The sequence below is a fragment of the Microcoleus sp. SVA1B4 genome (genome assembly GCF_036700545.1).
In the GTDB taxonomy this organism is placed as follows: Bacteria; Cyanobacteriota; Cyanobacteriia; order Cyanobacteriales; family Microcoleaceae; genus Microcoleus.
Genome location: NZ_JAUBPB010000008.1, coordinates 78,166 through 104,120 on the forward strand (window position 1 = coordinate 78,166; position 25,955 = coordinate 104,120).

A 25,955-nucleotide genomic window follows, 5' to 3' on the forward strand; every position below is an offset into this window, starting at 1 on the left:
AATCTAAACTCGTCCTTGAACTTTTGACTAATTGCTAACCACCAATCCTTGCCGGTAAATTCCCAAATTTTGCAGGTACATTGCTTCGAGTTTGGGCATCGACGATTCTACAGAACCACCATAACGGCGAAAAGAAGGCCAGATGTAAGCGAGTTTTCTGACTGCTGGCTCCAATCGACCCGCTTCTATATCTTCTAATGCACCTTTTTCTCGGATTAACTCTATAGCCATCCAATCTTGATTTTCTGGGCTGAAATCGCGGACGCCAAATTTTTTGGCAAATCTGTCCCAAGTGGTGCTGAGAAACTGATATCGCCCCGCTGCGTCGGAACAGAGTTTTTTGCCGTAGCGACGGCCGCACCTCATTTCTCTGGGATGATCTTGAAAGCTGACAAATTTCGTGCCGGTGTACTGGGTGCGGTAGCCGTCGGGGCTAGCGGTTCCTTCGGCGGCTGCGATGGTGTCGAGAAAGGCTTTGACTCGACGTTCGGGGCTGATGTTATCGAGTCTGCTATCGAGTCTGGGCTCTGGTGAATTCAGGGTTGGAGTTTCGGGCGATCGATCGCGATCGATGTTATCCTCTCGTTTGTCTGGTGAGTCGATCGTCGCAACTTCCGGCAGCCGTTTCGGGGCGGGCGAGCTTCCTGCCGAGACCGATTGTCCCCACAGTCTCGGCGTCATTCTACCTAAGAAAAAGCACAAACAGATTAAGAAACCCCAAGAGAGTTGAAAACGAAGGCGTTTAGACCGATTCCGGCGCAGAACCGGCCACCGGTGAAGGGGGAGTGTTGCGGGCAAAATTTTCGTTTGCTGGCCGAAGGCGAACAGCGATTTCAGCGCTAGCAAGGTTTGCTTGTAAAAACGCGGTGCAAGTTTCCGAGCTCTCATCGCTGCTGCGAAAGTCTCGACATCAGTCAGAGTAACTTGTGCCAGCGGTTTTGCGACAAACACTCGAAAATGGTTGGCCGCCTGCCAGCTAAAGCGCCGGTTGCGGGGGGATTTGCGGTTTACCCACAGGCGAATTAGCTCCATGTCTGACATAGGGAGCAGGTGGCTTCCCAGATGTTTTGATGCGTACAAAAGTACCTCCTGATATCAGTTCAGGTTGAAATATCCCAGTTTGTGGACTTGAGATTGGTTTCACCGTTGAAATTGGGGACTGGCAAGGAAACAAATCTTTTTCGGGGCGATCGCAAACTTCAAATTTTTCGGTCATCACCGAAGGGGAGCGACAGGGATCAAGATAAACTGGTTTCAACCATATCCAGTGATACTACTAAGTGTTCGCCCGGTCAAGTTCATGGGCAGATTTGGCGATGGGTTGAGTCTAAAATTTAGTGATTCCACAGGCCTCGCCCTCCCAACTGACATAGGTTTCAAGGTGCTGGCATTCGGCTGACTCAAAAGTGAGCGATCGCATTTTTTGTATCTAATATTAAGAATTCTGTCGGTGTTTGGACCCGGAGGATTCCTCAGCTTGAATGCTGAGCAAATTTTTGCGTTTTGCCAGCATCAGGGAACCGTAGCGGTTAGCCCAAACTTGAGTAAACTCAGCACCTAAGAAGAGAATCTGAGCTGAATAATTGATCCAAAGTAAGATAATCACGAACGAGCCAGCAGCACCGTAGGTAGAGGCAATACCGCTACCTCCTAGGTAAACTCCAATTAAGGATTTGCCGATCGTAAACAGCATTGAGGTGATGGCGGCGCCGATCCAAACATCATTCCAGGCAAGATGAACATCGGGCAAAACTTTGTAAATTAAAGCAAAAAGCAGCGTAACTACGCCAAAGGAGAGAGCAAAGTCCACAATCTGCCAAATACCCACTGGTAAGTGCAGCAAGCCGTTCAACCAAAAGCTGACGGCCGCTAAAACGGCGCTCAGGACTAAAGATACTAGCAGTAGAAAGCCTATGCCTAAAATCATTGCAAAAGACAATACGCGGTCTTGCAGAAATCCCCAGATCCCGCGTCCGGGAGGCGGTGAAACATTCCAAATAGTATTGAGGGCTTCTTTGAGATTAGTAAACACATTGGAAGCCCCCCACAAAAGTGTAGCGATACCGAGTAAAGTAGCAATCATTCCCGACTTTGGTTCGGAGGCTTTGAGGATGAGTTCTTGGATGGTTTCGGCGCCATCTTTGCCGATTAAACTTTGGAGTTGACCGACGATTTGACCTTGGGCTGCGTCTGCACCAAAGACTAAACCGGCGATCGCAATTACGATAATTAGCAGCGGGGCCAGGGAGAAGACTGTGTGATAGGCTAGGGCGGCTGCTAGGGTTGGCGCTCTATCTTCTTGCCATTGAGTAAAAGTTTCTTTGAGCAGGGATATGACTGTTTTTAATTTCACGGCATTTGGTTTCCTTATACTTAGAGTATAAAGAATTATACTAGGTTAAGAGTTTTTTAGCCTCAGCCACAAGATAGATTTATCGATTAGCAAATTCGGAAGATTATTTTTATGTCAGATTCCCACACAACTGTTAACAACACCGAGGTAAAACTGTCCAAAAAAGCAATTTATTGGGCAAAAATTAGCGCATTAGTAGGGGTGGTCAATTTTTTGCTGGTGCTTTTTCATTTCAGTTACCTTCAGTTGCGCCCTGTTTATCAGAGCTATTTTCCGGGTTTAGTTAAAATTTATGACCCGATTAAAGGCATTGATTCGAGTTTGCTAAATCCCGAATATTTGAAAAGTGCTGACCAGTTTTGGCGAATAGATACGTTTTTTATTGGTTTTTTTGGGGCGGAATTTTTGATTAAAAGTTTGTTCCACACCCGCCGTAAACCGGGGGTAACTTGGTTTGATTTTGTGCTGAGGCGCTGGTACGAGGTGTTTCTGGTGATGCCGATTTGGCAGGGGTGGCGGATTCTGCCGGTATTGGTGCGGCTGCACAAGTCGGGTTTGGTGAATCTCGATCGCGTAGTTGCTCAAGTTACCTATGAACCGGTGGCTTATTTAGCCAATACGATGTCGGAATACATGATGGTGCGGTTTATCAATCAAGCTAAAAGTTCGATCAAACAGGGCGACGCGGCGCAGATGCTGCTGGCGCAGCAGCCGTACCTTCACGTCAATCAAGAAAATACGATCGAACAAATTACCAAACGGATTTTGGATCTGACAATTTACAAAGTTTTGCCACAGGTGCAACCGGATTTGGAAGATTTGCTGCACCACAATTTGGAAACAACAATCAAACAGTCGGATTTCTATCAAATCCTGCAAAATTTCTCTCCGATTAACATTTTGCCGACTGAGATGACGGAACAGCTAGCAAATTATTTAGCTCAAACTGCTGTGAATGTGGTAGCTACGACTTATGAAGACGATAAAGGTAGAAAAATTCTCGATAATTTCAGCCAAGAATTTAATCAAAGTTTACGGCGGGAATTGCAAGATGAGAAAACTCTCGCGGAATTGCAGTCGCTGCTGTCGGATTTGTTAGAAGAAGTGAAGTTGAATTACATTCAAGGCGGGTTGAAGTCCGATCCGGTGCAGACTTTTACGGAAATTAACTCGCTCCGGGGAGTAAGGGAGAGTTGATACAGCAATGAGTTCGGGTTTGGTGAATTAGAGTCTTTTTTTACTCGCATCTTGCACCATTGTCAAGAACAGGCAAGATGCCTGTTCCACAAGAGATGAATTTTCTTGTGGAACAGGCAAGATGCCTGTTCCTAAAAAAGTAATTGAGAATGGTGCAATATCTCAGTTAAAACGAACCCCGAAGACGCCAAGGGCGCGAAGGAAGAGAAGAGAAAGAGTTCACAAGTTCTACGGGTAAGGTGTGCAATGCACACCTAGGAATATGGGTAGTGGGGATATCCGAAATGTCGGGGGATAAACCTATCTGAGTCCCAAGCTAAAATAAAAGCATGAACATAAAACATCTATCATATTAGATATCTATCTTGAACAACCTTACTTGCCTGGAAATAGAAGTAGCCCAAACAATGCTGAGTTTAGCAATGTTGGTGGGCTTAACACTTTTAATCGCCTTTTTTGTGGCGTCAGAACTAGCATTAGTATCAGCCGATCGCCATCAAATCCGCCAACTCGCCCACTTGCACGATCGCCCAACCGCTAAAACCGCCGAACTCGTCCACCAAGCTCAGAACAACATACCGCATTACCTGTCTGTGACTCAAACTGGCACAACAGCAGGGAGTTTGCTGCTGGGTTGGTTGGGCGAGGGAGCGACTGTACACTGGATTGAGCCGTGGATAGACAAATTGCCGATCGGTCATTTGTCGGCCGTGCTGACTGCTCATTCGATCGCAGTTCCCGTAGCTTTTATCTTAGTAACTTACGTAGAAATAGTCTTAGGAGAACTAATCCCCAAAGTATTAGCAACCCACGCCCCAGAACGTACCGCTTTGCTGCTAATGCCCGCCCTCGAAATCTGCTCAAAATTACTGTGGCCGCTGCTAGTAATTCTCAACGGTACCGTGTGGCTGCTGACTGGTTGGATTACCAGTAAAGAGTCTCAACCGCTGGTGTCATCTTCCCAGGCAACTTTCGTTCAAAAAGATGCTCATTCGGCACTCATTTCTGGCCTATGGGAAGTGACAGCAGTTAACGAAAAACTGGGATTAAACTTGCCAACTAACCAAGCGTACCAAACAATCGCCGGATTCGTGATCCACAATTTAGGTAAAATGCCCAATCAAGGCGATCGGCTATTGTGGGGCGAGTTGGAAATAGAAGCAGAAAATGTAGTAGAAGGCAGTTTAGAAACAGTGCTGCTGCGTCAGGTAACTCGCCCTTTGTTTGAGACTCAGCAGCCAGAACTTGTGTTAAATTGATCCTAAATCAGGCTTAAATACTTCCTCGATCTATGTATGTGAGGTTGTAATTAGTCGCTCAGTGCGACAATGTACCAGAAATCTGCAAATTGCATAAAGCACAGTTTATGAGGTGGATATGCTGAAAACACTTTGGGCTACTGTTCGACAAGGGAAAATTGAACTGCTGGAGTTATCAGAATTACCCGAAGGGGCAAAAGTATTAGTAACACTCTTACCTGATGAAGAAGCTGAGTTTTGGCTTCAAGCCAGTCAAACATCACTAGATACAGTTTGGGATAATACTGAGGATTCAGATATTGGCTTAATTTAACCTTTTCCAGATATATTCATAGCGCCTATAGACGCTTTTTAGTATTTCCTGGGAAACTTCTGTATCTTTGACACAGGTTATGATAGCGGAATCTTTACAATCCATATCGCCAAGAACATAAATTCTCAGATGTTTTGGAATAGCATTGTAAGCTTCTCGCAAGCTACTTTTATTTTCTTTTGTTGGGAATGTTAGGAATTTAGCAAAGGCTTGAACACAAGTATCTGCAACTGTTTGCTTTCCCTGAAGCTGAGCGATGGTATCTTCTACTTCTTTTACAAACTCATCAATCTCTATATAATAAAACTCTAAAGTCGAATTTCCGTAGTAGAGATGGTGACAGCTTATCCTCGCACCCTTGGGAACTTGGGTAACAACCCATCCCTCGGCAACTTTGGTTTTGAATTCCTCAAAGTTAACCCATTCCCAACAATCGATCATACCGTCTTCAAAAACTCGGATGATGGTTTGGTAGTAGTCGCCGTTGTGTATAAAGGCCGACAACCCTTTACCCCGAATTATTTCTCCATTTTCACCGTTTCTATATAATTGAAGCATTTCTTTTGCCCTTAACAATCAAGCGTATTCCAGTAGGGAAACGGCACTGCCGTCTCCTCTTAGGGACACGGCGCCGTGCCCAAGGGGTGTCAACTTAAGGTAAAACCCATAGTCCGGCAAGGGTTGAAACCCCTGCCTCAAAGCGAAAGTCCTCTCAAAGAGGACTAATGAGTTAAGAATTCTTCTTCTCAGTCCTCTTTCAGAGGACTTTCGCTATTAGACAGGGAATTCATTCCCTGGCGGACTGCCGGGTGAGCGGGAGAACTGGCGGACTAAAAGCTTAAGTTGACACTAATGGGCAGTGCCGTTTCCCTACAGATATCGCCTACTCCGCCTTCGTTTACCCCACAGCCACCTTAACCGCACCCCCAACCAACTGCTCGTAATCCGCCAACAACCACGGAGGCAAACAAGTATTCGCATCCTGAACCCGCAACTGTCCAGGGCGACAATACAGCATCGCTGCCAACAAATTATTCACAGCTTTAGGCGTTCCAAACCCTTTACTCAACTCAACAACCAACGATTTAAAAAACTCGCGATCGCTCTCATGCAGCGGCTCGTTAATAAACCCGCTGCCCAACATTGCTTTGTAACCCTTACCAAAATCGCTCCGGTACAAAAGTTCCAGTTGTTCCCCGGAAACGCTCAGCCACAAATCTGCAATTTGCTTGCGAATCTCCCGCAAATCTGCTATTGCCAATTCAGCAGTCGGATCGATTTCATAAAAATTGACCGCAGCAGTTAATTGATTGAGAAACTGCGGCATATAATCTTGTTTGACCACTGTTTGTTCTGTTGTCGCAAATGCGCTTTCAAACACCTTTTCGTAATCTTCAAGCAACCACTGCGGCAAGCGGGTGCCAGCATCTGGAACCCGCATTTTTCCGGGTACAAAATACAGCATCGCCCCCAGCAGAGCATTGATAGCTTGAGGCTGCACCAACCCTTTGCTAATGTCGGTCAGTTTCTGCAAAAACTGCTGTTCGGCTTCCGTCATCGATTCTGCTTGCAAGCCGCAGCTAAGTATTGCTTGATATCCCTTGCGAACCTCTCCTCGGTAAAAACTTTCGAGTTTCTCTGAAGGAAGAGTCAGCCAAAAATCAGCCATTTGTTTTCTGATTTGGCGGAGTTCCAAAACTACCGATTCGTCAGACGGATCGATGCGGTAAAGATTGACGCATCCTAACAGTTGATTCGCAAATTGTGGCGATTGAATGTATTGAGCTAGCAAGTCAGAAGTTGAATCAGACTTGACGGCGGCTTCAGTCTCAAAAACTTGTTCGTAATCCCCAATTAACCAGTGCGGCAAACGGTTGCGAGCGTCGGGAATTCGCATGGTTTCCGGCGGGAAATACAGCATCGCGGCAAGCAAGGCGTTGACAGCTTTGGGATGCACTAATCCTTTGCTAATCTGGGTTAATTGCTGCAAAAATATTTGTTCGCTTTCGATCATCGCTTGACGTTGAAAATCGCTCTTGAGCAGCATTTTATAGCTGTTACCGGGCGCGCTTTTGTAGGCGGTTTCGAGGTTTTCGGTGGGAAGGTTCAGCCAAAAATCAGCGATTTGTTTACGGATTTGACGCAGTTCGGATATTGCTGAGATGTTTGAGGAGTTTCTCTGATAAAGGTTGACGGTGTTCGAGAGAATCTCGTCCAAAGCTGGCTGCTTGGGAATGCTATCCTGTAAGTTGCGCGATGCTTCCAGGTGGCTGCTTTGCCAGTTGCCAAAGAGTTCTTGGAATAATTTGCCGATCGCCCCAGAATATGCAACACTATCAAAACAAGCCGGATTAGCCTGCATTTTTTGCTGAATTTCCTGCCGTTTTTGCTGCCGCAATTGCGGGTTAGTGCCGAGGGTAACGGCTAGCTGAATGTAAGATGCTTCGCTATTGGCAATTAAATCCGGCATTTGCAGTTCGCGCAGCATCGCCGAACCTTGGCGGAACCGCAAAGCATTTCCTTCCACAACCACAGCCGGCAATCCTACTTGCAAAGGATCAATTAACGATGTGGCCCCAGCATAAGGATAGGAATCTAGATAAACATCTGCTATCTGCAAAAATTGTTTCACATCCGCGCGACTAGGCAGTTGTTTTACGAACCGCAAGCGGTTGTTATTGACGCCGTATTTAGCGCAGACAGCGTTCAGATTGTTGACAAAAGGTGTCGCCGGATAGGTGCGAGTCCAAGCCGGCCCGAAGGGATATAAAATCAAGATTGAATCGGGTACAGCAGCTAGAATTTTTACCCAACTCTCTCTCAACTCCGGCAGAATTTTGTAGAAGTTGGCGCCGGAGATAAAAACGGTTGTATTGTCTGAAATTCCCAGACTTTGGCGCGTAGGTTTAACTGTAGCAACTTCGGATTCTGTTGCGTATTTGAAACAAAAACCGCTGCCTTCGAGAACAGCCAACTGTTCGCGATATTGTTCTTGATAACTAGCATCCGGCGCGGTAAATTGGCCTGCGATGTAGTAATCCATGTGCCGGATTCCGGTGGTTGTCGGGGAACAGAAAGATGTAGTTTGTACCCGCGCTAAACGGTGGATTGCTAGTGAAGTCAGCGGTTTGTTAATAGCTGTTAAATTCGTACCGAAAAACAGGATATCTAAGTCGTCGGCGCGGATTGTTTTGACTTGCGATGCAAAGTCTTTCGGGAGTGCAACCAGTTTGTCGGCGCGACTTTGACAGTATTGTTCTAATTGGTGGCCGCTGGTGTTGAGCGCGTACAGGTATATCTCGAACTGGTTGCGGTTTAAATGCTCGAAAACCGGGATGGTAGCGAAGGTTTCGGTTTGGGGCGTGAAATGGTCATTGATGATGCCGAGGCGGATTTTTGTCCGATTTGGCGATCGCGCCGGGAAGATACAATCAATTGAACTGCCGCGATTTTTTAGCGAAAACTCAATAATTTCCGCCCGTTTGGTGTAAATATCGCGCAGGTTTGCAGTGGCAAAATACACCGGGATAAAGTTCGCAACTTGCGAGAAAAATAAGGCAATATTTTGCCAAAGTTGCGAATCGGGATTGGTGAATATATTGCTATGAATGTAATTCACCCATCTCTGGATAAATTCATAGTAGTTGTCTGCTTCTCCAACTGTTTGAAACAGGTTGGGACTGCCAAACATAAATTTGAGATAGTCATTTGCAAACCAGTTGGGAATTTGAGCGCGATCGTACTTAATCTGCAATTGATCTGCACGTCGGTAAAGCATCGCTGCTAGCAGGTAATTGATGGCTTTTGGCTCATTAAATCCTTTGGCAATATTTGCAGCTACTTCATTAACAAAACTCTGTTCTGCGTGGGTTAGCGGTTCATCTTTAATGTCGCTCTTCAGGAGTATCTGATGTGCCTTACCTGCATCGCCAGCATAGGCATTTACCAGTTGAGCGGGGGGCAGATTCAGCCAATAATTGGTAAGTTGCGTACGACATTGGCTGATGTTAGCGAGGCTTACTGGGTTAGACTGGTCTTTTTGATACTCTCCCAAGTATTGAGATAGCGAATTTAAAAGTTGCGCTATTTTGTTTTCGGGAACTAATTCATCAGCTATTAAGTAGCTATGTTGCTGCAAAATTTCCTCTGACCAACGGACTTCTTCGGGTTGGTAAAGTTGAGAGTGCAGGTGAATAATGAGGGCTCTCATTAAGTATAATTTTGCGCGAACGCTAGCCATTTTTTGGGTTCGGCTAGAGCCGTCACCGTGCTGCCTATAATAGAGATAAGGCTTAGGTAATCGATACCCTAACCAGCCTTTTTCATAGGCCGACACCCAAAATTCCCAGTCTTCACATCCCAGCTTCATCACTTTTTTTAACCCGCCTACTTCCTCGAAAATTCCCTTTCTAAATAAAGAACTAACGGGAGCTTGATTGTCTCTCAAAAACCGATTGGGATCGAAATCACCGTGGATAACTAAATCACAGTTGGCTCCGAAGTGCTGCATATCTGTATAGACAAAACCCACCTGCGGTTTTGCTAATAAAATTTCCAAGCACTCCTCTAGAAAATTCGGATGAATTCGATCGTCAGCATCTAGGAATAAAATAAACTTTCCTGACGACTGCTGAACGCCAACATTTCTCGAATCAGCGGGCCCCGTGTTGGGTTTATCTATGAGGCGAATCGATGTTTGAGGATACAGTTGAATTAAATAATTTGCGAAGTTGCTGGTATCATCCGTGCTGCCGTCATTGACAATTATGCACTCCCAGTTTTGATAAGTCTGACTGACAACACTTTCAACAGCTTCTCTGACATATTTCGCGTGATTGTAGCACGGGATAATTACGCTGATAAGTGGCTGTGGGGGTGTGCGATAAGGTAACGCATTCAGTTCCGAGGCAAAAACCGAGACAGGAACCGAAGAAATATGTAGGATCCCTCGTTGGCGGATGCCGTATTCATCCCATATTTGGTAAGCTTCTTGCTGGGATAATTGCGATCCATGTTCCAAACCTTGTTGATTTTTATAGTACAAACCGAGAATTTCGGGCAAGTGCACAATATTTTCGCTTTTGCCAATCCGCAGCCAAAATTCGTAATCGCCAGCCGCCGTAAATTCGGTTCGGAAATAGCCGTATTTTTCGTGCAGCGATTTTCTCCACATCGGTTGGGAACCAATAATGCAGCGCCGTTCGAGTTCGCTGTAGTCAAAGGCTGGCCAATTCCAACGCTTTTCTGCTTGGGTTTTTGCAAAAGTATCGTTAGCTGTGCTGGTGATTAATTGGTCAGCATAAACCAGACTTACTGGGGAATTTTCATCCAAGTATTTCGCCATGAATTCTAGGGCATCGGGGCGGTGTCTGTCATCGGTGTTAGCATTAGTTATGTAAGCTCCGCGCGACATCTTAATGCCTCGATTCCAGGCTGCATATAATGTTTCGCGGTCAGAAGTGCGATCGTACACAATATTCGGATATTTCGCTTGAAATTCCCGCACAACAGACTGTTCATTTTCTTGGGAACCGCTGTCAATTACTATGATTTCGAGTTGGCCTTGTTTGTATAGCGTTTGCTCTACCAAGTCCTGCAAGCAGCCGCGGATAAATTTTTCGGAATTGTAAGTAGAAACGATCGCAGATACTTTAAAAGCCGACGGAACAGGCTGGGAGTTCTCACCATTCCCGAATTCCCTCTGCAAAGCTGCATCAGTTTGCTGTTGAACGGAAGCATTCTCCGAATGTGCGCGATCGGCTACTTGAACCAAAGCTGAGCTAACAATTGCAGCCATTTTCGACCAAGAAAACTTCTTAGCTTGTTCTAAACCCGCCGCAATTAATGAGTTGCGGACACCGGGCTTCTGTATTTCCCGCAAAGCATTGACAAGCCCAATAACATCATCCCCGTTTACATAAACCGCTGCTTGTCCTGCTACTTCAGGAATCGAACCGTTTGGACAGGTGATGACTGGACAACCGCAAGCCATTGCCTCAAGGACTGGCAACCCAAAGCCTTCATACTTCGACGGATAAACTAACACTGAAGCACCAGAATAAGCAGCTCTCAGTTCGCTGTCGCTTAGTTGCAGCGTGTGGACAGTATTCCCAGAACAGTACAATTTCAACTCTGGTTCTAATACAGGTTTGCCACCTGCACAGACTATATCAAAGTCAAACTTGTTGGCAAGTTGAGAAAAGGCTTTGAAGAATAATATCCCGTTCTTGTAACCATGCCAGCCTACCCTTTCGCCTACCAAAAGAAAATAGGGCTTGGTAATGCTGTATTTTGACTTAAAGCCTGAAATTTCTTCTCTATCGGCTGGCCAAAAATTGGCATCTATTCCGCAGTGCGCTACAGCGACCGAATTTGAAGAAATCTGCGGAAAAACCTTTACTAAATCGCGGGCTGTGTTTTCGGAAATGGTGATGTAGGCAGAGGCGTGGCGGATACCGCAATGCTTTTCTCTCCACTCGGAATGACCAATATTTTGCCCCATCAACTCTGGAATCATATCGTAGGTCATGAATACCGATCGCGTTGACAAAGGCGTTGTATAATAAGTAGAAATAAATAAATCGGCTTTTTCTTCATCGCAGATTTCCTGTAGCATTTGGCGGTCAGCATCGGTTTTGCTGTAGTCGTAGCGAGCTACATTCCGGTACTGAATGCCGGGAATTTTGGGGGCGGTTCCCGCTCTGTCAAGAACTATAATTTGTTTGGCAAAACCATTTTCTGCCCAGTTTTCTAGCAGCGATTTCCAGACTCGACCAATGCCAGTGCTGTTGAGCTGAAAAAATACGCCGTCTATAACAATTTTTCTACTTGTTTTAGTAGGAGGCATGGCTGCGGGAGTTATCATTGATTTGCGGTTCTCTCTGTCTGCGATTTTTCTCAGGGCTTCCTCGTAATCCTGTTGGAGTAATGAGGGTTTTTTCAATTCCGGCTCTTTGTAAGATGATAAGCTATGAAAAAGTTGAGGCTGAATTTCCTTGTCTGAAAAAATATGCAAAGAATCGCCGTTAGAGTAAAAGTTTAAATTAAATTTTTCGGCAATTATCGAGAGTGCCTTGCTGGTATAAATAGAAATGTGCTGACCTTCATCTAGCGCATAGTACCACCATTCGCTGGGCTTGGGATTGTTGGCTGGCAGCAGTTTGGTACTGAATAAAATATTGCGGGAAAATTTGAAGATTTTTTGGATCTCCTCCAGCGGCTTAACAAAATGCTCAAATACTTCAAAAGCTGTCACTAATTCGTAGCTGTAGCTGCTGTTTTCGTCTGCCTCAAATCCTTGAGATAATATATTTTTACAATATTTATCGTACCAATAAAAATCAAATCCAAAATCTCTCATCATCCGAACAAATACACCGTAGCCACCTCCATAATCTAAAAATTTAGCCTGGTGATTAAATAAATTAAAAATAATATTATTGGCGGCGTTTGAGAACATCGTGCTTCTCGATAACATTCCCACGTCGCTGCTAGCTATGGCTTCTGAATAAGCCTCCTCAAGCCAGTAGGGTTCTTCCGTTTGAACAAAGCCGCAATTTGAGCATTGAAAATACTCGACGTTATATTTTTTTAGTACCCTAGCAGCAGCAAAGGTGTTGGTTGGAAAATCACAAATATTGCATTTCATTTTAATTATTTAAACTTACAAATTTATTCAAGTAACTGCCTGTGTTGGAATGCCGAATATTTATGAGACTTAACTAAGTTTATAATAGTCCTAAGTGATTGCAGTGCGATCGGCTAGACTGTTTTTATGCTGACGATTGAACTCTTCGGACGGTTCCTCAAGGGTTTACCGTTATGTATACATACAACTTGTGAATCAACAGGAACATCCTACACCAATGCAGCCCCGACTCAGATATCTTATCAGGAGTCAGCTCCCTAAAAATTACTTCTACTAAAGGCTTGACAAAGTTTAATTCATGCTATAGGTAACTCGTGAGGACAGCAGCCGCATCTCCTGACGCCCTGCAGGGCTGTTCCGTTCCCACGACCTCACCTGAGACCGCCGCAGCATGGCCGGGAATCCTCACCACACAAAAACAAGTTACAATTACGTTAAGATTGATGAACATAAATAAAAAATCCCAAATCACAGGGACTAAAAATTAGGAGGATCGACCTCGGTGAATAAACGCTGGAGAAACGCTGGCCTGTACGCACTGCTGGCTATTGTAGTCATTGCCTTAGCAACGGCATTTTTTGACAAACAGCCCCCAAGTAGGGAAGTTTGGAAGTACAGTCAATTCATTCAGGAAGTCGAAGGCAAGAGAGTAGACAAAATAAATATCAGTTCCGATCGCAGCAAAGCCCTGGTCACAGCCCAGGACGGCAACAAGGTACTCGTTAACCTGCCCAACGACCCCGAACTGATCAACATCCTGACCAAAAATAACGTAGATATTTCAGTTCTGCCCCAAAGCGACGAAGGCTTCTGGGTAAAAGCCCTCAGCAGCCTGTTCTTCCCAATTCTGCTTTTGGTGGGACTGTTTTTCCTGGTGCGGCGCGCGCAAAACGGGCCCGGCAACCAAGCCATGAACTTCGGCAAATCCAAAGCTAGAGTCCAAATGGAGCCACAAACTCAGGTGACTTTCGGCGACGTGGCTGGCATCGAACAAGCCAAGCTAGAGCTCGCAGAAGTCGTGGACTTCCTGAAAAATGCAGACCGCTTCACCGCAGTCGGAGCAAAAATTCCTAAAGGCGTGCTGCTAGTGGGCCCTCCCGGAACAGGCAAAACCCTGCTCGCAAAAGCAGTGGCTGGAGAAGCAGGCGTTCCCTTCTTCTCGATTTCCGGTTCAGAATTTGTGGAAATGTTCGTGGGTGTCGGTGCTTCCCGCGTCCGCGACTTGTTTGAACAAGCTAAATCGAACGCTCCTTGTATCGTATTCATCGATGAAATTGACGCCGTAGGCCGCCAGCGGGGCGCTGGTTTGGGCGGTGGTAACGACGAACGGGAACAAACGCTGAACCAGTTGCTGACCGAAATGGACGGCTTTGAGGGCAATACTGGCATCATTTTGATTGCTGCTACGAACCGCCCCGACGTGCTCGATGCGGCGCTGCTGCGTCCGGGTCGCTTCGATCGCCAAGTTGTAGTCGATCGCCCCGACTTCGGAGGCCGCCTAGAAATTCTCAACGTTCACGCCCGCGGCAAAACTTTGTCCAAAGACGTGGACTTGGAAAAAATCGCCCGCCGGACACCCGGTTTCACCGGTGCAGATTTGTCCAACCTACTCAACGAAGCAGCAATTTTAGCCGCCCGCCGCAACTTGACAGAAGTCTCGATGGATGAAGTCAACGATGCGATCGACCGCGTGCTCGCTGGCCCGGAAAAGAAAGACCGCGTGATGAGCGAAAAGCGCAAAACTTTGGTAGCTTACCACGAAGCCGGTCACGCTTTAGTCGGCGCGCTGATGCCCGACTATGACCCCGTGCAGAAAATTAGCATTATCCCCCGCGGCCGCGCTGGCGGTTTGACTTGGTTCACACCCAGCGAAGATCGGATGGATTCTGGCTTGTATTCTCGGTCTTACTTGCAAAATCAAATGGCGGTAGCTTTGGGCGGCCGCATTGCTGAAGAAATTGTCTTCGGCGAGGAAGAAGTAACGACTGGGGCGTCGAACGACTTGCAGCAAGTGGCAAGAGTAGCGCGGCAAATGGTGACTCGCTTCGGAATGAGCGATCGGCTAGGCCCTGTAGCTCTCGGTCGCCAACAAGGCAATATGTTCATGGGTCGCGATATCATGGCTGAACGGGATTTCTCTGAAGAAACCGCAGCGACGATCGACGATGAAGTGCGTTTGTTGGTAGAACAAGCTTACCGTCGCGCTAAAGATGTACTCGTCGGCAACCGCCATGTCCTTAATGCTTTGGCAGATATGCTAGTTGAAAAGGAAACTGTGGATGCTGATGAATTGCAAAATTTGTTAGCTAATAGCGATGTGAAAATGGCGACGATCGCCTAATAGATTTTAGATTTTAGATTTTAGATTTTAGATTTAATCTAAAGTTTGAAATCAATAATTGGGGTGATTCTGGGATTGTCTGGAATCGCCCCGATTTTTTTATGGGTGCGATCGATCGATTTTAGATTTTAAATTTTGGATTTTAGATTAAATCTAAAGAATGATATTATGTCCGGTCGCTTCGCCCGAAATCAGGTAGGGGCGGGTTCACCAATAATATCGGCCAATAATTGACAATCTCAAAAACCCGCCCGGCCGGGATATTATGGTCAATCGATCGGACATGATATCAGACATTCAGCATACCTTTTTCCAGCAGCTAGCGCTTAAATTCTTCCCAGGGAAATCTTGGTTCATCTTTTCTAGATTCAATAATCACACAGTCCTCAACATCCTCCCAGATATCGTCTGGGTACTGGAAGTCAAGCAGCACCACGACTTTTTAGCCTTGAGACTCAACTAATATCAAATCCGTTGGCATCGGAATTATTCATCTCTCTCTTCCCTTTCTCTGTATCCTCTGTGTCCTCTGTGGTTTCATCATTCCGATACAACAGGAATTGATATAAAAACTGAAAATCTGTCGGTTCGCCGCATTCAGCCAGCACGTCAGCTCAAAAATCTCTGTGATTTTTGAGGTCAACAATTGCAGCGGTTTTGTTGCCTAGATTGTCCGTTAAAAATTGAACGCCGCACATATTGTAAATTGCCATATATCGAAGTTAGCAACCTGTATTAAAATTAGATGCGAGTCAGAATGATATGAGTTTCAAATTTGGGATCGTCCCAATTTAAAATCCTTCGACTGAGCACGCCAAAATCTAAAATCTAAAATCTAAAATCTAAAATTGTATGAATCATCAATCTTGGTTGACACTACTAAAAAAACACCGCGCGATCGCAGTCATCCGTTCCTCCGAAAAAGAACTCGCTCGGCAGATGGCATCATCGGTAGCAGCCGGAGGAATCCAGTTTATTGAAATTACTTGGAACACCCACAAAGCCGCTGAATTAATTGCCGAACTCCGCTCGGAATTCCCTACTTTTAGTATTGGCACCGGCACTTTATTAAACTTAGAACAGTTGCAACAAGCAATCGACTGCGGCGCTCAATTTCTATTTACGCCGCACACCGATTTAACTATGATTAAAACAGCAGTTGATGCCGGAGTGCCGATCGTCCCGGGTGCTTTTTCTCCCACGGAAATTCTAACCGCGTGGCAAGCAGGCGCTACCTGCGTTAAAGTGTTTCCGATATCGGCTTTGGGAGGCGCGGCTTACCTGAAAAGCCTGCAAGGCCCCCTGGGAAACATTCCTTTAATTCCCACTGGCGGGGTGACGCTGGAAAATGCGAAAGTATTTATTGACGCCGGGGCGATCGCCGTTGGTTTAGCCGGAGACTTATTTCCTAAACACTTAGTGGAAAATCGCGATTGGCGGGCGATCGTCCAAATTGCCCGAAATCTTACCCAAAACTTAACAACTTGTTAAGTCCCGTTTCCAAATCCAACATTTCAAATCTACAATCTAAAATAGGACAAGCCAATCTAAAATCTAAAATCTAAAATCTAAAATAGTACGAGGTGTGAGAAATGAACAGCATTATCAACTCAATTTACTTCCGCCGCGCTGGAACTTTCTGTGCCGGCTGCGCCCTAACAGTTGCTGCATTCTGCGGCGGTTCAATGACCGCATTTGCCAGCGAACAGCACAACATAATTGCCAATAAAATTATGCTGTTGCAGCAATCCAGCGAACGCTGGATTGAAATAGATTTGTCCAGACAAAGGTTAATAGCTTGGGAAGGAAATACACCCGTTTACGCGGTGATTATTTCCAGTGGCAAACCATCGACTCCCACCCGCACGGGAACCTTTGCCGTTCAAACCAAACACCGCGTTACTAGAATGACTGGGGATGACTACGATGTGCCCGACGTTCCCTATACAATGTATTACGACGGAGGCATGGCAATTCACGGCGCTTACTGGCACAATTTGTTTGGCAATCCTGTTACTCATGGCTGCACAAATGTAGCTGTCAATCACGCTAAATGGCTATTTGAATGGGCCTCGGTGGGAACACCCGTGGTGGTGCACAAATCTCAGGTTTAGGGCATGGGGCATCGGGCATCGGGCATCGGGCATCGGGCATAGTCGAACATTATTAGAACTTATGCACCGGTGGTCAGAAACCGGGTTTTTTTGCGAAATACTGCGTTACAGCCGTAGATTCGGTCAAAAACCCCGTTTCTTCGATCGGAGTTCATCAGTTCTGGTTTTTGTAGCTTGCTTACTTCATTACTGCCTTCAAGCACAATCCCAATTATATAAAACCTTACTAAAATCTAATTCTCTGAGTGCTGATTCATCAATAAAAAAGTTACCTACACCAGTGTCTCCCCACATGATATCTACTGTCTCATTGCAATCGGTATCCATTTGCAATAGAAGAATGTCTAGCTTTTGTTTTGGCTCGGAGTTACTACTATATTTTCTTACGTCCTCTTGTGTAAAATCAGGATAACCACCTATTTTATGACCAACGGGTTGTGATATTTCTAGGTACTCATCCTCTATTTCAGAGTTCATAAATAACTCTTCAATTTCCGATCCTAAAATTTCTGTAAATTGGTAGTCACTGGTACTAATCGGCGCATATTTTTTAGTAAATTGCAAGCCGTAACAGCCCTGAACAGGAAAATATTCTGGTTCCGGCAAAAAATCATAATTGGTAATGATGTTTTCAACTCGGAAGTCTGGCTGAGGAAAATAGATTATTTTGAATTTTTGTTCGACTGCGGAATTATCTACATTGGCGTAATTGCCGAAATCTAAACCATACACGTCATCGTCGGCTATATAGAACTGTAAGATGCCCCGATCGGGAAAACCATCTAAAGGCGGTATTTCATCAAAGTTGAGTTGCGCTAGCAAAAATAAATATTTACCGTCACAAGTTTTGGGATATTCAAAGCCTTTAGGTAAATAGGGCAATCCCCCAAATTTACTCTGCCACCAATTAACCCCATCGTTATTCTGGGTTTGAATTTCGATGTAAGGTTTAATGGTAGCTTCGATTCTGTCGCGATAGTTTTCTAGTTCTGGAGAGAGTGGAAATTCTAGTTTGTAGTTCATCTGCTTTTAATAATTTTAGTCCTGGACACACTCCATCAAAGAAACCGGGTTTTTCACTTAATCTGCGGGCTGCAACGAAGGATTTTCGTAAAAAACCCGGTTTCTGAGCTCCTATGCGTTCAGGAATGCTTAACTTAGCTGCACCACGGGTTTATCCTCTAACAAAGTTTCATTTGTCAGCAAATCTTCCACGGTAATTCGCAAAAAGCGCTGTTCGTCAACGCGGAAGAAGATTTTAATGCGATCGCTCCCCGGATACCCAGGCGGCGTCAATTGAGCGATGCTGCGAGCTCCATCTTTATCATTTAAGGGCTGTACCGATGTTTGACCCGCGAGTTGGCGAGTAATTAGCCTGTCGCCGTCAAAATATATCTCCGTGCCGCCAGTTTCCGCTCCCAATTCGCCGATAATTAATTCTATACTTGGCTGACTTTCTAAAGAAGCCCCCAAGACTAATTCTACCGGTTCGCTCATCGGATAAGACTGGCCGGATTTGATTAAACTGTGCCAACTGTGGCAATTGTCGCGGCGGTTCCAGTAGCGAATTCCGTAACTGTGATAGAGAAAATCTTTGATTTCTATGCCTTGACTCAGTTGCAGAGCACCTTGGGCGATCGCCTCAAAGGGTTTGTCGCAGCGAATTTTTGCCTGCTCGAAATATTGCTGCACCCAACGCTGAACAGCGGGAATTTGGACAGTACCGCCAACTAGCAAAACTGCGTCGATGTCGCCAATTTCTAAGCCTTGGCGCCGCGCTTGCTGCAATACTTGATTCATGCACTCGTCTAGTTTGTCAAAAAACTGATGTTCCGCGAGGATAGATTCAAAACAAGATCGATCTAATTCTAATTCGTAACTCTCAAAATTTTCATCATCAAAATAAACCTCAACTGCCTGATTCACCAAAGACAATTGAATCTTTAACCGTTCTGCCAATCTCGTTGTAATCGGAGATTTTGCCAGCCCTTTTGTTTGAACAAAATAGTCAACTAGCCAATTATCAATATCAGAACCGCCTAAATTTTGTCCGGCTTTAGCCAAAACCCGGGCAACTTTGGTTTTTTGCGCTGAAGATTCAGCTAATAGCTTTTCGCCCCACTTGAGAATAAAACCGAGGGGCTTTTTGTTGGAGGAAGCGTCCAAACGCACCAAAGAAAGATCGAGTGTGCCGCCTCCGAAATCAATGACTAACAGATTTTCGCGATCGGCTAAACCGTAACCCAAAGCAGCCGCCGTAGGTTCGTCCAACATCCGCACCTGTTCTACTTGCAGAGATTGAGACACTTTGCCCAACCAATGACGGTAAGCTTCAAAACTATCTACAGGCACTGTAAAAATCAAAGAGTCGATCGGCAAAGGCACTTCGCGAATTGAGTTCACAATTTGGCTCAAATACCACTCACCTACTTGTTCAAAAGTAATAAGTTGCCCGTCAAGTTCCGGCACAAAACCCTGAACTGAAGTGCCAATTCCCCGCTTAAAATTGCGAAAAAACCGAGAATCTCCACTCAAATCCAGGCCTTTGTCGCGGACTTGCTGACCGAGTATGACTTTACTTTGAGCAGCGTCCTCAACGTAGAGTAAACTGGGAATTAGGGGCGGATTTTGAGCCGAGATTGCCGACAATCCCGGTAATTTCAAAGTTTCGGGCTGCTGGAGGGCTTGATTCCAGCGAGCGACGACGGTGTTGCTAGTTCCAAAATCAATTGCGATCGTCATTCAGCCAAAATACACAGCTACTAGGGATTAGATTATAATATGGTATTTGGAGCGGCAAAGACCAACATAATATTATGACTCAATCCACTTTCTTTGAAACCGAGAACGAAGAGCCTGTACAGGGAATTACTGAAATTGCAGTATGCGGCTACAAGTCTATTTACGAAGAGTGCCAGATTGAAGTGCGATCGCTGACAATTCTAGCCGGTGCCAACAGTTCTGGTAAGTCTAGCATCATGCAGCCACTATTGCTGATGAAGCAAACGCTAGAAGCCCCTTACGACCCAGGTGGTTTGAAACTTGACGGGCCTAATGTTAAATTTACATCAGCAGAACAGGTATTGTCTAAACTTTCTCCAGAAAAATACAGGGATGAGTTTTCTCTCAGGCTGAATATAGACACAGATAATTTTTTTATCAGCTTATTCAGAAAGCAGCCAAAGCACGGGATTAAAGTTGTTAAAGCGACTTACTGTATTCCTTATTACGATGGTGAAAATATTACTATATTTCCCGGAATGCAGCATCAAGAATTGCTGAAAATTATTTCCGAATATCTGGCTGAAACTTACACTTTATTGTTAGATAATAATTCCTACGAAGAACCGCCATTATTGAGTGTGAGTAATGTCCGATGTTTTCTAGATTTGCAATTTGGCGACAGTCAGTTTGATTCACCCTATTCGGCGAATTTCCCCAAACATATTCGCCGCATAGTCCACGTTCCCGGGTTGAGAGGCAATCCAGGACGCACCTACAATACCGCAGGAGTTGGCAGTGAATTTCCGGGTCTTTTTGAAAATTATGTTGCTAGTATAGTTAATTACTGGCAAGAAACAAAAGACGAGCGACTGATAAAATTGGGTCAAGCTTTTGAGTTATTAGGACTTAACTGGAAAGTTGAAGCCAGACAGATTAATGACGTACAAATTGAACTGCGAGTAGGTCGTTTATCCCGCAACGGGAGTGCAAGCGATACTGTTAGTATTGCTGATGTTGGCTTGGGAGTCTCGCAAACGTTGCCTGTTTTAGTTGCCTTGCTTGTAGCAGAACCAGGACAATTAGTTTATCTAGAACAGCCGGAAATTCACTTGCATCCTCGCGCTCAAGTTGCTTTAGCACAAATCTTAGTGGATGCTGCAAATAGAGGTGTGCGAGTAGTTCTAGAAACTCACAGCGAATTGCTGCTTTTAGCAGTTCAATCGTTAGTTGCCGAGGGTAAAATATTACCGGATTTAGTAAAAGTTCACTGGTTTAAACGGCGCGACGATGGTGTTACAGAAGTCAGCAGTGCCGATTTAGACGAGACGGGAGCTTTTGGAGATTGGCCTGAAGATTTGGGCGATGTTTCTTTGCATCTAGAGAACCGCTATTTGGATGCAGCAGAAGCTGTTTTGTGGAAGCGTTAACATGGCAGATAAAGTTTCTAAACGCCTGGTAATAGATGCTTCTGTTGCGCGTGCTGCTGGTGGAGAAGATGCTACCGATCTCACATCGGTTGACTGTCGCAAATTTCTCAAAGCTGTCTTGGATATTTCTCACCGAGTTGTGATGACTCCAGATATTAGAGATGAGTGGAACAAACATCAATCAAAATCTGCTCGTATATGGCTGCGCCGGATGGTTGCCAAGAAGAAATTATGTCCTTGCGATATCGCGGTAGACAATGATTTGTGGCGTCAAGTTGAAGCAATAGCCGAAAGCGATAAAGAGCGGGAAGTAATGGTTAAAGATTTGCGGTTGGTGGAAGCTGCGATCGCTACCGATCGCACAGTAATTTCACTTGATGACAAAGTGAGACAATGTTTTGCTAAAGTAGCAGTAGATGTCGATCGGCTTAAAGATATTATATGGGTAAACCCGGCCCAAATAGCAGAAAAACCCCTTGATTGGCTGCAAAATGGTGCTGAGCCTGAAATAGAACGATCGCTCGGATTTCAGAAACCAGACAACTGAGTAGATTTAGAGTAATTCCGGGTTAGTAGGATCGTCCGTGCGATCGCCATTTTACCAATTTTTAGTTTCAAGAAATAAACGCAAATTTTATAAACTGCACACAACTCATACCTTTTAGATTAAAAACGTGAGAATGACTGACTGCATAAGGGTTTGGAACACTGACCTACAGTTGCATTGTTTCTTGAAAGTGGTATAATCTGTCCGCCGCCACCAAGCTTTTTCCTTTGATCTCAATCCAATTTTTTAAGGAATCGTGCAAAATGTTGGACATGGGCGATCGCAACTCAGCACTATTGGCTTTAACACTGCTTGTCCCTGCCGCTAGTATCGGTATCATAGCAGCCTTGTATCTTGCCCCTGGAAGCTGGGGACAAACACTGTCAGTCTTTTGTCAAGTTTGGTTGCTGGTTTTTCCGATCGCGTGGTCTGTTTTTGTCGATCGCAAAAAGCTCAGTTTATCCCTGCCCAAGCCCCAAGAATTGCTGGCTGGATCTATTTGGGGAATATTCATGTTTGCGGTAATTCTGGGTATCTATAGCCTTTTTGGTCAGCAGTGGATCGATCCTGTAGTTGCTAAAGAAAAATCGTACCAGTTAGGTATTAGCAGCCCTACTATTTACTTGATTGTCGAAGCATATTTTGTGCTAGTTAACTCGCTGATTGAAGAATTTACTTGGCGGTGGTTTGTCTGCAACAAGTGCCAGATTATCATACCGGGTACAAAAGCAATATTTCTGAGTTCGCTATTTTTCACACTCCACCACATTTTTGTAATCGCAGCTTACAGCGACTGGCAGGCTGTGATCTTAGGTTCCTTAGCTGTCTTCACCGCCGGGATAATTTGGTCGCATTCTTATCTGACTTACCGTTCGCTTTGGTCGAGTTATATCAGCCACGCGATCGCAGATTTAGCCCTGGCAATTATTGGTTGGCAAATCCTTTTTAACTAGCTGCTTTTTCAGCTACAATCGTCGGCAATTATACAGTAAACATTGACCCTTTTCCCAACTCGTTCTCCCGACTAATATCTCCCCCCATCATCACACAGAATTTCTGGGCGATTGCCCGTCCCAAACCCGTACCGCCGTACCTGCGAGGAGTATAATCGTCCGCTTGCGTAAAAGCTTGAAATACTCTCTCAATTTGCTCTGGCTTGATTCCAATTCCAGTATCGCTGACTGTGAAACTAATCCATTCTTCAGCAGCCGGAATATCCGAACTCGGCTATTGATTGATGCTGTGCAATAATCGAAGTTCATATCTTCCCACCGGAAGATGCTTTCCGTTCAGGCATCTGCTTTTAATTCTAGGTTTGGTTTTGCTGGCGCTCGCATAATTTTAGCTGCATAAAAACAGGCCAACCTATCGCTACCAGCATCGGCGGCCCGGCCCCCAAGATCACACCGATTGTCATCGGGAATTGCCAACTTAGGAAAAATTATGATTTCATAACATCAAATTTTTTGTAGGCGAAATCGTTTGATACATACCACGAAGCTGCTGCTACTGCTTAGGAGTCAAAGTTTGCACGATATTGACCGATCAACCTTGAGTATTCCTTTGATCTTTATAGGGTCATTTGATAATTTGCTGCTGAATTTTTGTTACGGTAATTACTTAGACTGGAATTGGGCAGGAACGCTACATATACTCTGCCCCCCACTGGCAGTCTCTTGTGGGAACTTTTTCAGGCGATAGCCTTTTATTAACAAATTTAAAACTCATGCCGCTAATTAAATTTATATCGGTGAAACTCTATGTTCTGTAGCACGATTGGGAAACCTATTTTTTAAAACAGTGGACGCATCAACTAGGTTTTTTTATGAACACACGAAAACTGAGGGCGAGGGGGATCGCTTTAAAAATCGGCTTTATCCCCTCATTCGCGGCTCCACGACGATGATTCGCGCGATCGCGCCCCTGCAGGTTTATGAGAAAACCACCATCTCTGAATCTTGACCAAATAGGATATTGTGTCAAGCAATACCTACAGCACATTTACCAAAAAATTACAGCCACTGATGGTATTTATATCTGTTATTTTAATGGATCAATCAACATTCTCAAGGTAAGAAGTCCCCTCTTGAATCCAGTATAAAATTTTGCCAAAGGCGATGTCAATCTACTGAATATTGTTGCAGATGCTACCTTTATCCCTCACATTAAAAGTTTGCTGATATTCGGTTTACCGTACATTCCTATCTGTTGGATAAAATGATGTTATCTTGAACAGAGGGTGTTATAGAGCTTGGTGTTTGTCGCGAAACAAGCTTCTATTTGATGAGGTATCTATCTTCGGGATGAACTTTCGCTGATCTGCAAATTATCCCGATGGGAACTGTTTCTGGCTAACATCAATCCTTATGATCAATGCAACGACATTCAAGTTGTGGCAGATAGATATTGGGGTGTTGCGAACAGTCGATCGGTTGGATTCTATGTAAACACCAGGAAAGCGGTAATTAATATTCACCCGCCCCTCTTTCCTTTTGGGCTCTAACATCAGCGCTGCTAGCAGCGCCGAAAGCGAGTAAAAGTCTTCAGCGGGACTTAAAAATGAAAATCACCTTTGTTCTTCCTACTCTGTCTCTAACTGGTGGAATACGAGTAATCTCTATTTTCGCAGAACTTTTGAGAAAGCGAGGACACTCCGTCTTCGTCATCTCTGTACCCCACGCCCAACCGAGTATGCGCCAGCAAGTCAAGTCGCTGTTGCGGGGACGCGGTTGGATTTCCACACCTGAAAACGAACCCTCATTTTTCGATAACTTAGGTGTAGAACACAAAATTACAGATCGCTACCGCCCCGTAGAAGACAAAGATGTACCTGACGCTGACGTAGTAGTGGCCACCTGGTGGGAAACCGCCGAGTGGGTAGCCAAACTCTCTCCTAGCAAAGGAGCAAAAGCTTATTTTATCCAGCACCACGAAATTTTTGACTATCTACCTCAAGGAAGAGTAGAAGCAACCTGGATGCTGCCCATGCACAAAATTACGATCTCTGAGTGGTTAGTTGACCTAGCTCGGACTAAATATGGCGATCGCCAAGTTTCCTTAGCTCCTCCTACCGTGGACACCAAGCAATTTTACGCCTGTCCTCGCAACAAACAATCGGTTCCTACAGTTGGCCTAATGTACTCTACAATCTACTGGAAAGGAACCGACATCGCCCTCAAAGCTTTTTCCCTAGCGGCCGAAAAGATCCCCAACCTGCGTCTGGTTGCCTTCGGTACAGGGGCCCCATCCTCGGAATTGCCCCTACCGGCAAATGCCGAGTATGTAATTCAACCCGACCAAGACAAAATCAAAGACTATTACAGCAAATGCGATGCATGGCTGCTGGCGAGCCGCTCAGAAGGCTTCGGCTTGCCTATTATCGAAGCGATGGCGTGCCGCACTCCCGTCATCAGTACCCCAGCAGGTGCTGCTCCTGAAATTTTGAGCGGCGGTACTGGCATACTTGTAAGACCAGAAGATCCCGAAGAAATGGCAAAAGCCATAGAGTCTATCTGTCAGATGCCAAATTCCAAGTGGCAAGCCATGTCCGAAGTCGCCTATGCCAAGGTGAACAACTATACGTGGGAAGATGCCACGGATCATTTTGAAGCGGCATTGAAAGTTGCTGTAGACAAATCTAAACAGCGCGCCGTGAAGATAGTTCCGTTTTCTCCCTATGCAGCAAACTATGAAAAAATTCCGGTTTGCTAATTGCTGCAATTTGAAATTCGGCGCTACGGGCGTTTTCGGCGCCGGATTTCTGGGCAGAAAGTCAATATCGTTTGGTGGGGTGCTTCTGACACAAGTAAAATAAATCGCCCGTGTCCTGTTTTCTACGCAGCAGTCTCCACACGAATTCTGACTGCAGCGACGAGGGAATAGTCGTTATAAATTGATCTGCCAAAATCTGAACTAGAGTGCGACGGAGGTTTTAAGGCTGGCTCCGTTACAGGTTAAACTTGTCTAGTCATCAAACATCTGCCCATGTGTAATTGGGACTTGTCCCTGATGACAAAGTAAGATCGGCTAGAC

At 45.2% G+C, this 25,955-nt stretch carries 17 protein-coding genes and 1 pseudogene; 11 read left to right on the forward strand and 7 right to left on the reverse strand.

The window, feature by feature from the left end; genetic code table 11:
• Positions 1-27 precede the first annotated feature (27 nt).
• Together QT987_RS06215 and QT987_RS06220 are read right to left on the reverse strand one after the other, a co-directional pair.
• Positions 28-1,041, reverse strand: coding sequence for a glycoside hydrolase family 104 protein (locus tag QT987_RS06215; protein ID WP_333238244.1), 1,014 nt, complete (start codon positions 1,039-1,041; stop codon positions 28-30).
• A 394-nt stretch (positions 1,042-1,435) separates the two neighbouring features.
• Entirely contained in the window at positions 1,436-2,353 is a 918-nt protein-coding gene (locus QT987_RS06220; RefSeq protein ID WP_333055407.1) for a YihY/virulence factor BrkB family protein, read from the reverse strand.
• 111 nt (positions 2,354-2,464) lie between these two features.
• Here QT987_RS06220 and QT987_RS06225 point away from each other — a divergent pair, with 111 nt between their 5' ends.
• The 3 genes from QT987_RS06225 (at position 2,465) to QT987_RS06235 (ending at position 5,122) form a co-directional block, all read left to right on the forward strand.
• On the forward strand, positions 2,465-3,550 hold the full coding sequence (locus QT987_RS06225; protein WP_333238246.1) for a hypothetical protein: 1,086 nt from the start codon (positions 2,465-2,467) through the stop codon (positions 3,548-3,550).
• A gap of 365 nt (positions 3,551-3,915) precedes the next feature.
• Positions 3,916-4,809 (forward strand): CNNM domain-containing protein, encoded by an 894-nt coding sequence (locus tag QT987_RS06230; protein ID WP_333238248.1) that lies wholly within the window; start codon positions 3,916-3,918, stop codon positions 4,807-4,809.
• Between the two features lie 118 nt (positions 4,810-4,927).
• Positions 4,928-5,122, forward strand: coding sequence for a hypothetical protein (locus tag QT987_RS06235; RefSeq protein WP_333238249.1), 195 nt, complete (start codon positions 4,928-4,930; stop codon positions 5,120-5,122).
• Here the strand turns inward: QT987_RS06235 and QT987_RS06240 are convergent.
• Positions 5,114-5,680, reverse strand: coding sequence for a DUF7638 domain-containing protein (locus QT987_RS06240; RefSeq protein WP_333055411.1), 567 nt, complete (start codon positions 5,678-5,680; stop codon positions 5,114-5,116). The genes QT987_RS06235 and QT987_RS06240 overlap by 9 nt on opposite strands.
• Positions 5,681-6,020: 340 nt before the next feature.
• On the reverse strand, positions 6,021-12,770 hold the full coding sequence (locus tag QT987_RS06245) for a glycosyltransferase (protein WP_333238251.1): 6,750 nt from the start codon (positions 12,768-12,770) through the stop codon (positions 6,021-6,023).
• 502 nt (positions 12,771-13,272) lie between these two features.
• Between QT987_RS06245 and ftsH3 the strand changes: the two genes are divergently transcribed.
• From ftsH3 to QT987_RS06265, 4 genes are all read left to right on the forward strand, one after another.
• Entirely contained in the window at positions 13,273-15,111 is a 1,839-nt protein-coding gene (gene ftsH3, locus QT987_RS06250; RefSeq protein WP_006633639.1) for an ATP-dependent zinc metalloprotease FtsH3, read from the forward strand.
• Between the two features lie 265 nt (positions 15,112-15,376).
• The gene (locus QT987_RS06255; protein ID WP_333238253.1) at positions 15,377-15,574 is read left to right on the forward strand and encodes a hypothetical protein; all 198 of its coding nucleotides are present in this window, start codon (positions 15,377-15,379) and stop codon (positions 15,572-15,574) included.
• Between the two features lie 389 nt (positions 15,575-15,963).
• Entirely contained in the window at positions 15,964-16,602 is a 639-nt protein-coding gene (locus tag QT987_RS06260) for a bifunctional 4-hydroxy-2-oxoglutarate aldolase/2-dehydro-3-deoxy-phosphogluconate aldolase (RefSeq protein WP_333238254.1), read from the forward strand.
• Positions 16,603-16,703: 101 nt separating this feature from the next.
• Positions 16,704-17,225, forward strand: coding sequence for a L,D-transpeptidase (locus QT987_RS06265; RefSeq protein WP_333238256.1), 522 nt, complete (start codon positions 16,704-16,706; stop codon positions 17,223-17,225).
• A gap of 195 nt (positions 17,226-17,420) precedes the next feature.
• On the opposite strand, the gene QT987_RS06270 is transcribed toward QT987_RS06265, so the two are convergent.
• Positions 17,421-18,248, reverse strand: coding sequence for a DUF1963 domain-containing protein (locus tag QT987_RS06270; protein ID WP_333238258.1), 828 nt, complete (start codon positions 18,246-18,248; stop codon positions 17,421-17,423).
• Between the two features lie 129 nt (positions 18,249-18,377).
• Positions 18,378-19,967 carry an Hsp70 family protein gene (locus tag QT987_RS06275; RefSeq protein ID WP_333238260.1) on the reverse strand — a complete coding sequence of 530 codons (1,590 nt, stop codon included), beginning with the start codon at positions 19,965-19,967 and terminating at the stop codon, positions 18,378-18,380.
• A 74-nt stretch (positions 19,968-20,041) separates the two neighbouring features.
• On the opposite strand from QT987_RS06275, the gene QT987_RS06280 reads away from it, so the two are divergent.
• The 3 genes from QT987_RS06280 to QT987_RS06290 all read left to right on the forward strand — a co-directional run bounded on the left by QT987_RS06280 (position 20,042) and on the right by QT987_RS06290 (position 22,876).
• The gene (locus QT987_RS06280) at positions 20,042-21,376 is read left to right on the forward strand and encodes an AAA family ATPase (protein ID WP_333238262.1); all 1,335 of its coding nucleotides are present in this window, start codon (positions 20,042-20,044) and stop codon (positions 21,374-21,376) included.
• A 1-nt stretch (position 21,377) separates the two neighbouring features.
• Positions 21,378-21,923 carry a hypothetical protein gene (locus QT987_RS06285; protein WP_333238264.1) on the forward strand — a complete coding sequence of 182 codons (546 nt, stop codon included), beginning with the start codon at positions 21,378-21,380 and terminating at the stop codon, positions 21,921-21,923.
• A 272-nt stretch (positions 21,924-22,195) separates the two neighbouring features.
• Positions 22,196-22,876 carry a type II CAAX endopeptidase family protein gene (locus QT987_RS06290; RefSeq protein ID WP_333238266.1) on the forward strand — a complete coding sequence of 227 codons (681 nt, stop codon included), beginning with the start codon at positions 22,196-22,198 and terminating at the stop codon, positions 22,874-22,876.
• A gap of 28 nt (positions 22,877-22,904) precedes the next feature.
• Here the strand turns inward: QT987_RS06290 and QT987_RS06295 are convergent.
• Positions 22,905-23,132 (reverse strand): annotated as a pseudogene (locus QT987_RS06295) (ATP-binding protein); the annotation flags it as partial.
• Positions 23,133-24,482: 1,350 nt separating this feature from the next.
• Between QT987_RS06295 and QT987_RS06300 the strand changes: the two are divergent.
• Entirely contained in the window at positions 24,483-25,634 is a 1,152-nt protein-coding gene (locus QT987_RS06300; protein WP_333238268.1) for a glycosyltransferase family 4 protein, read from the forward strand.
• Positions 25,635-25,955 lie beyond the last annotated feature (321 nt).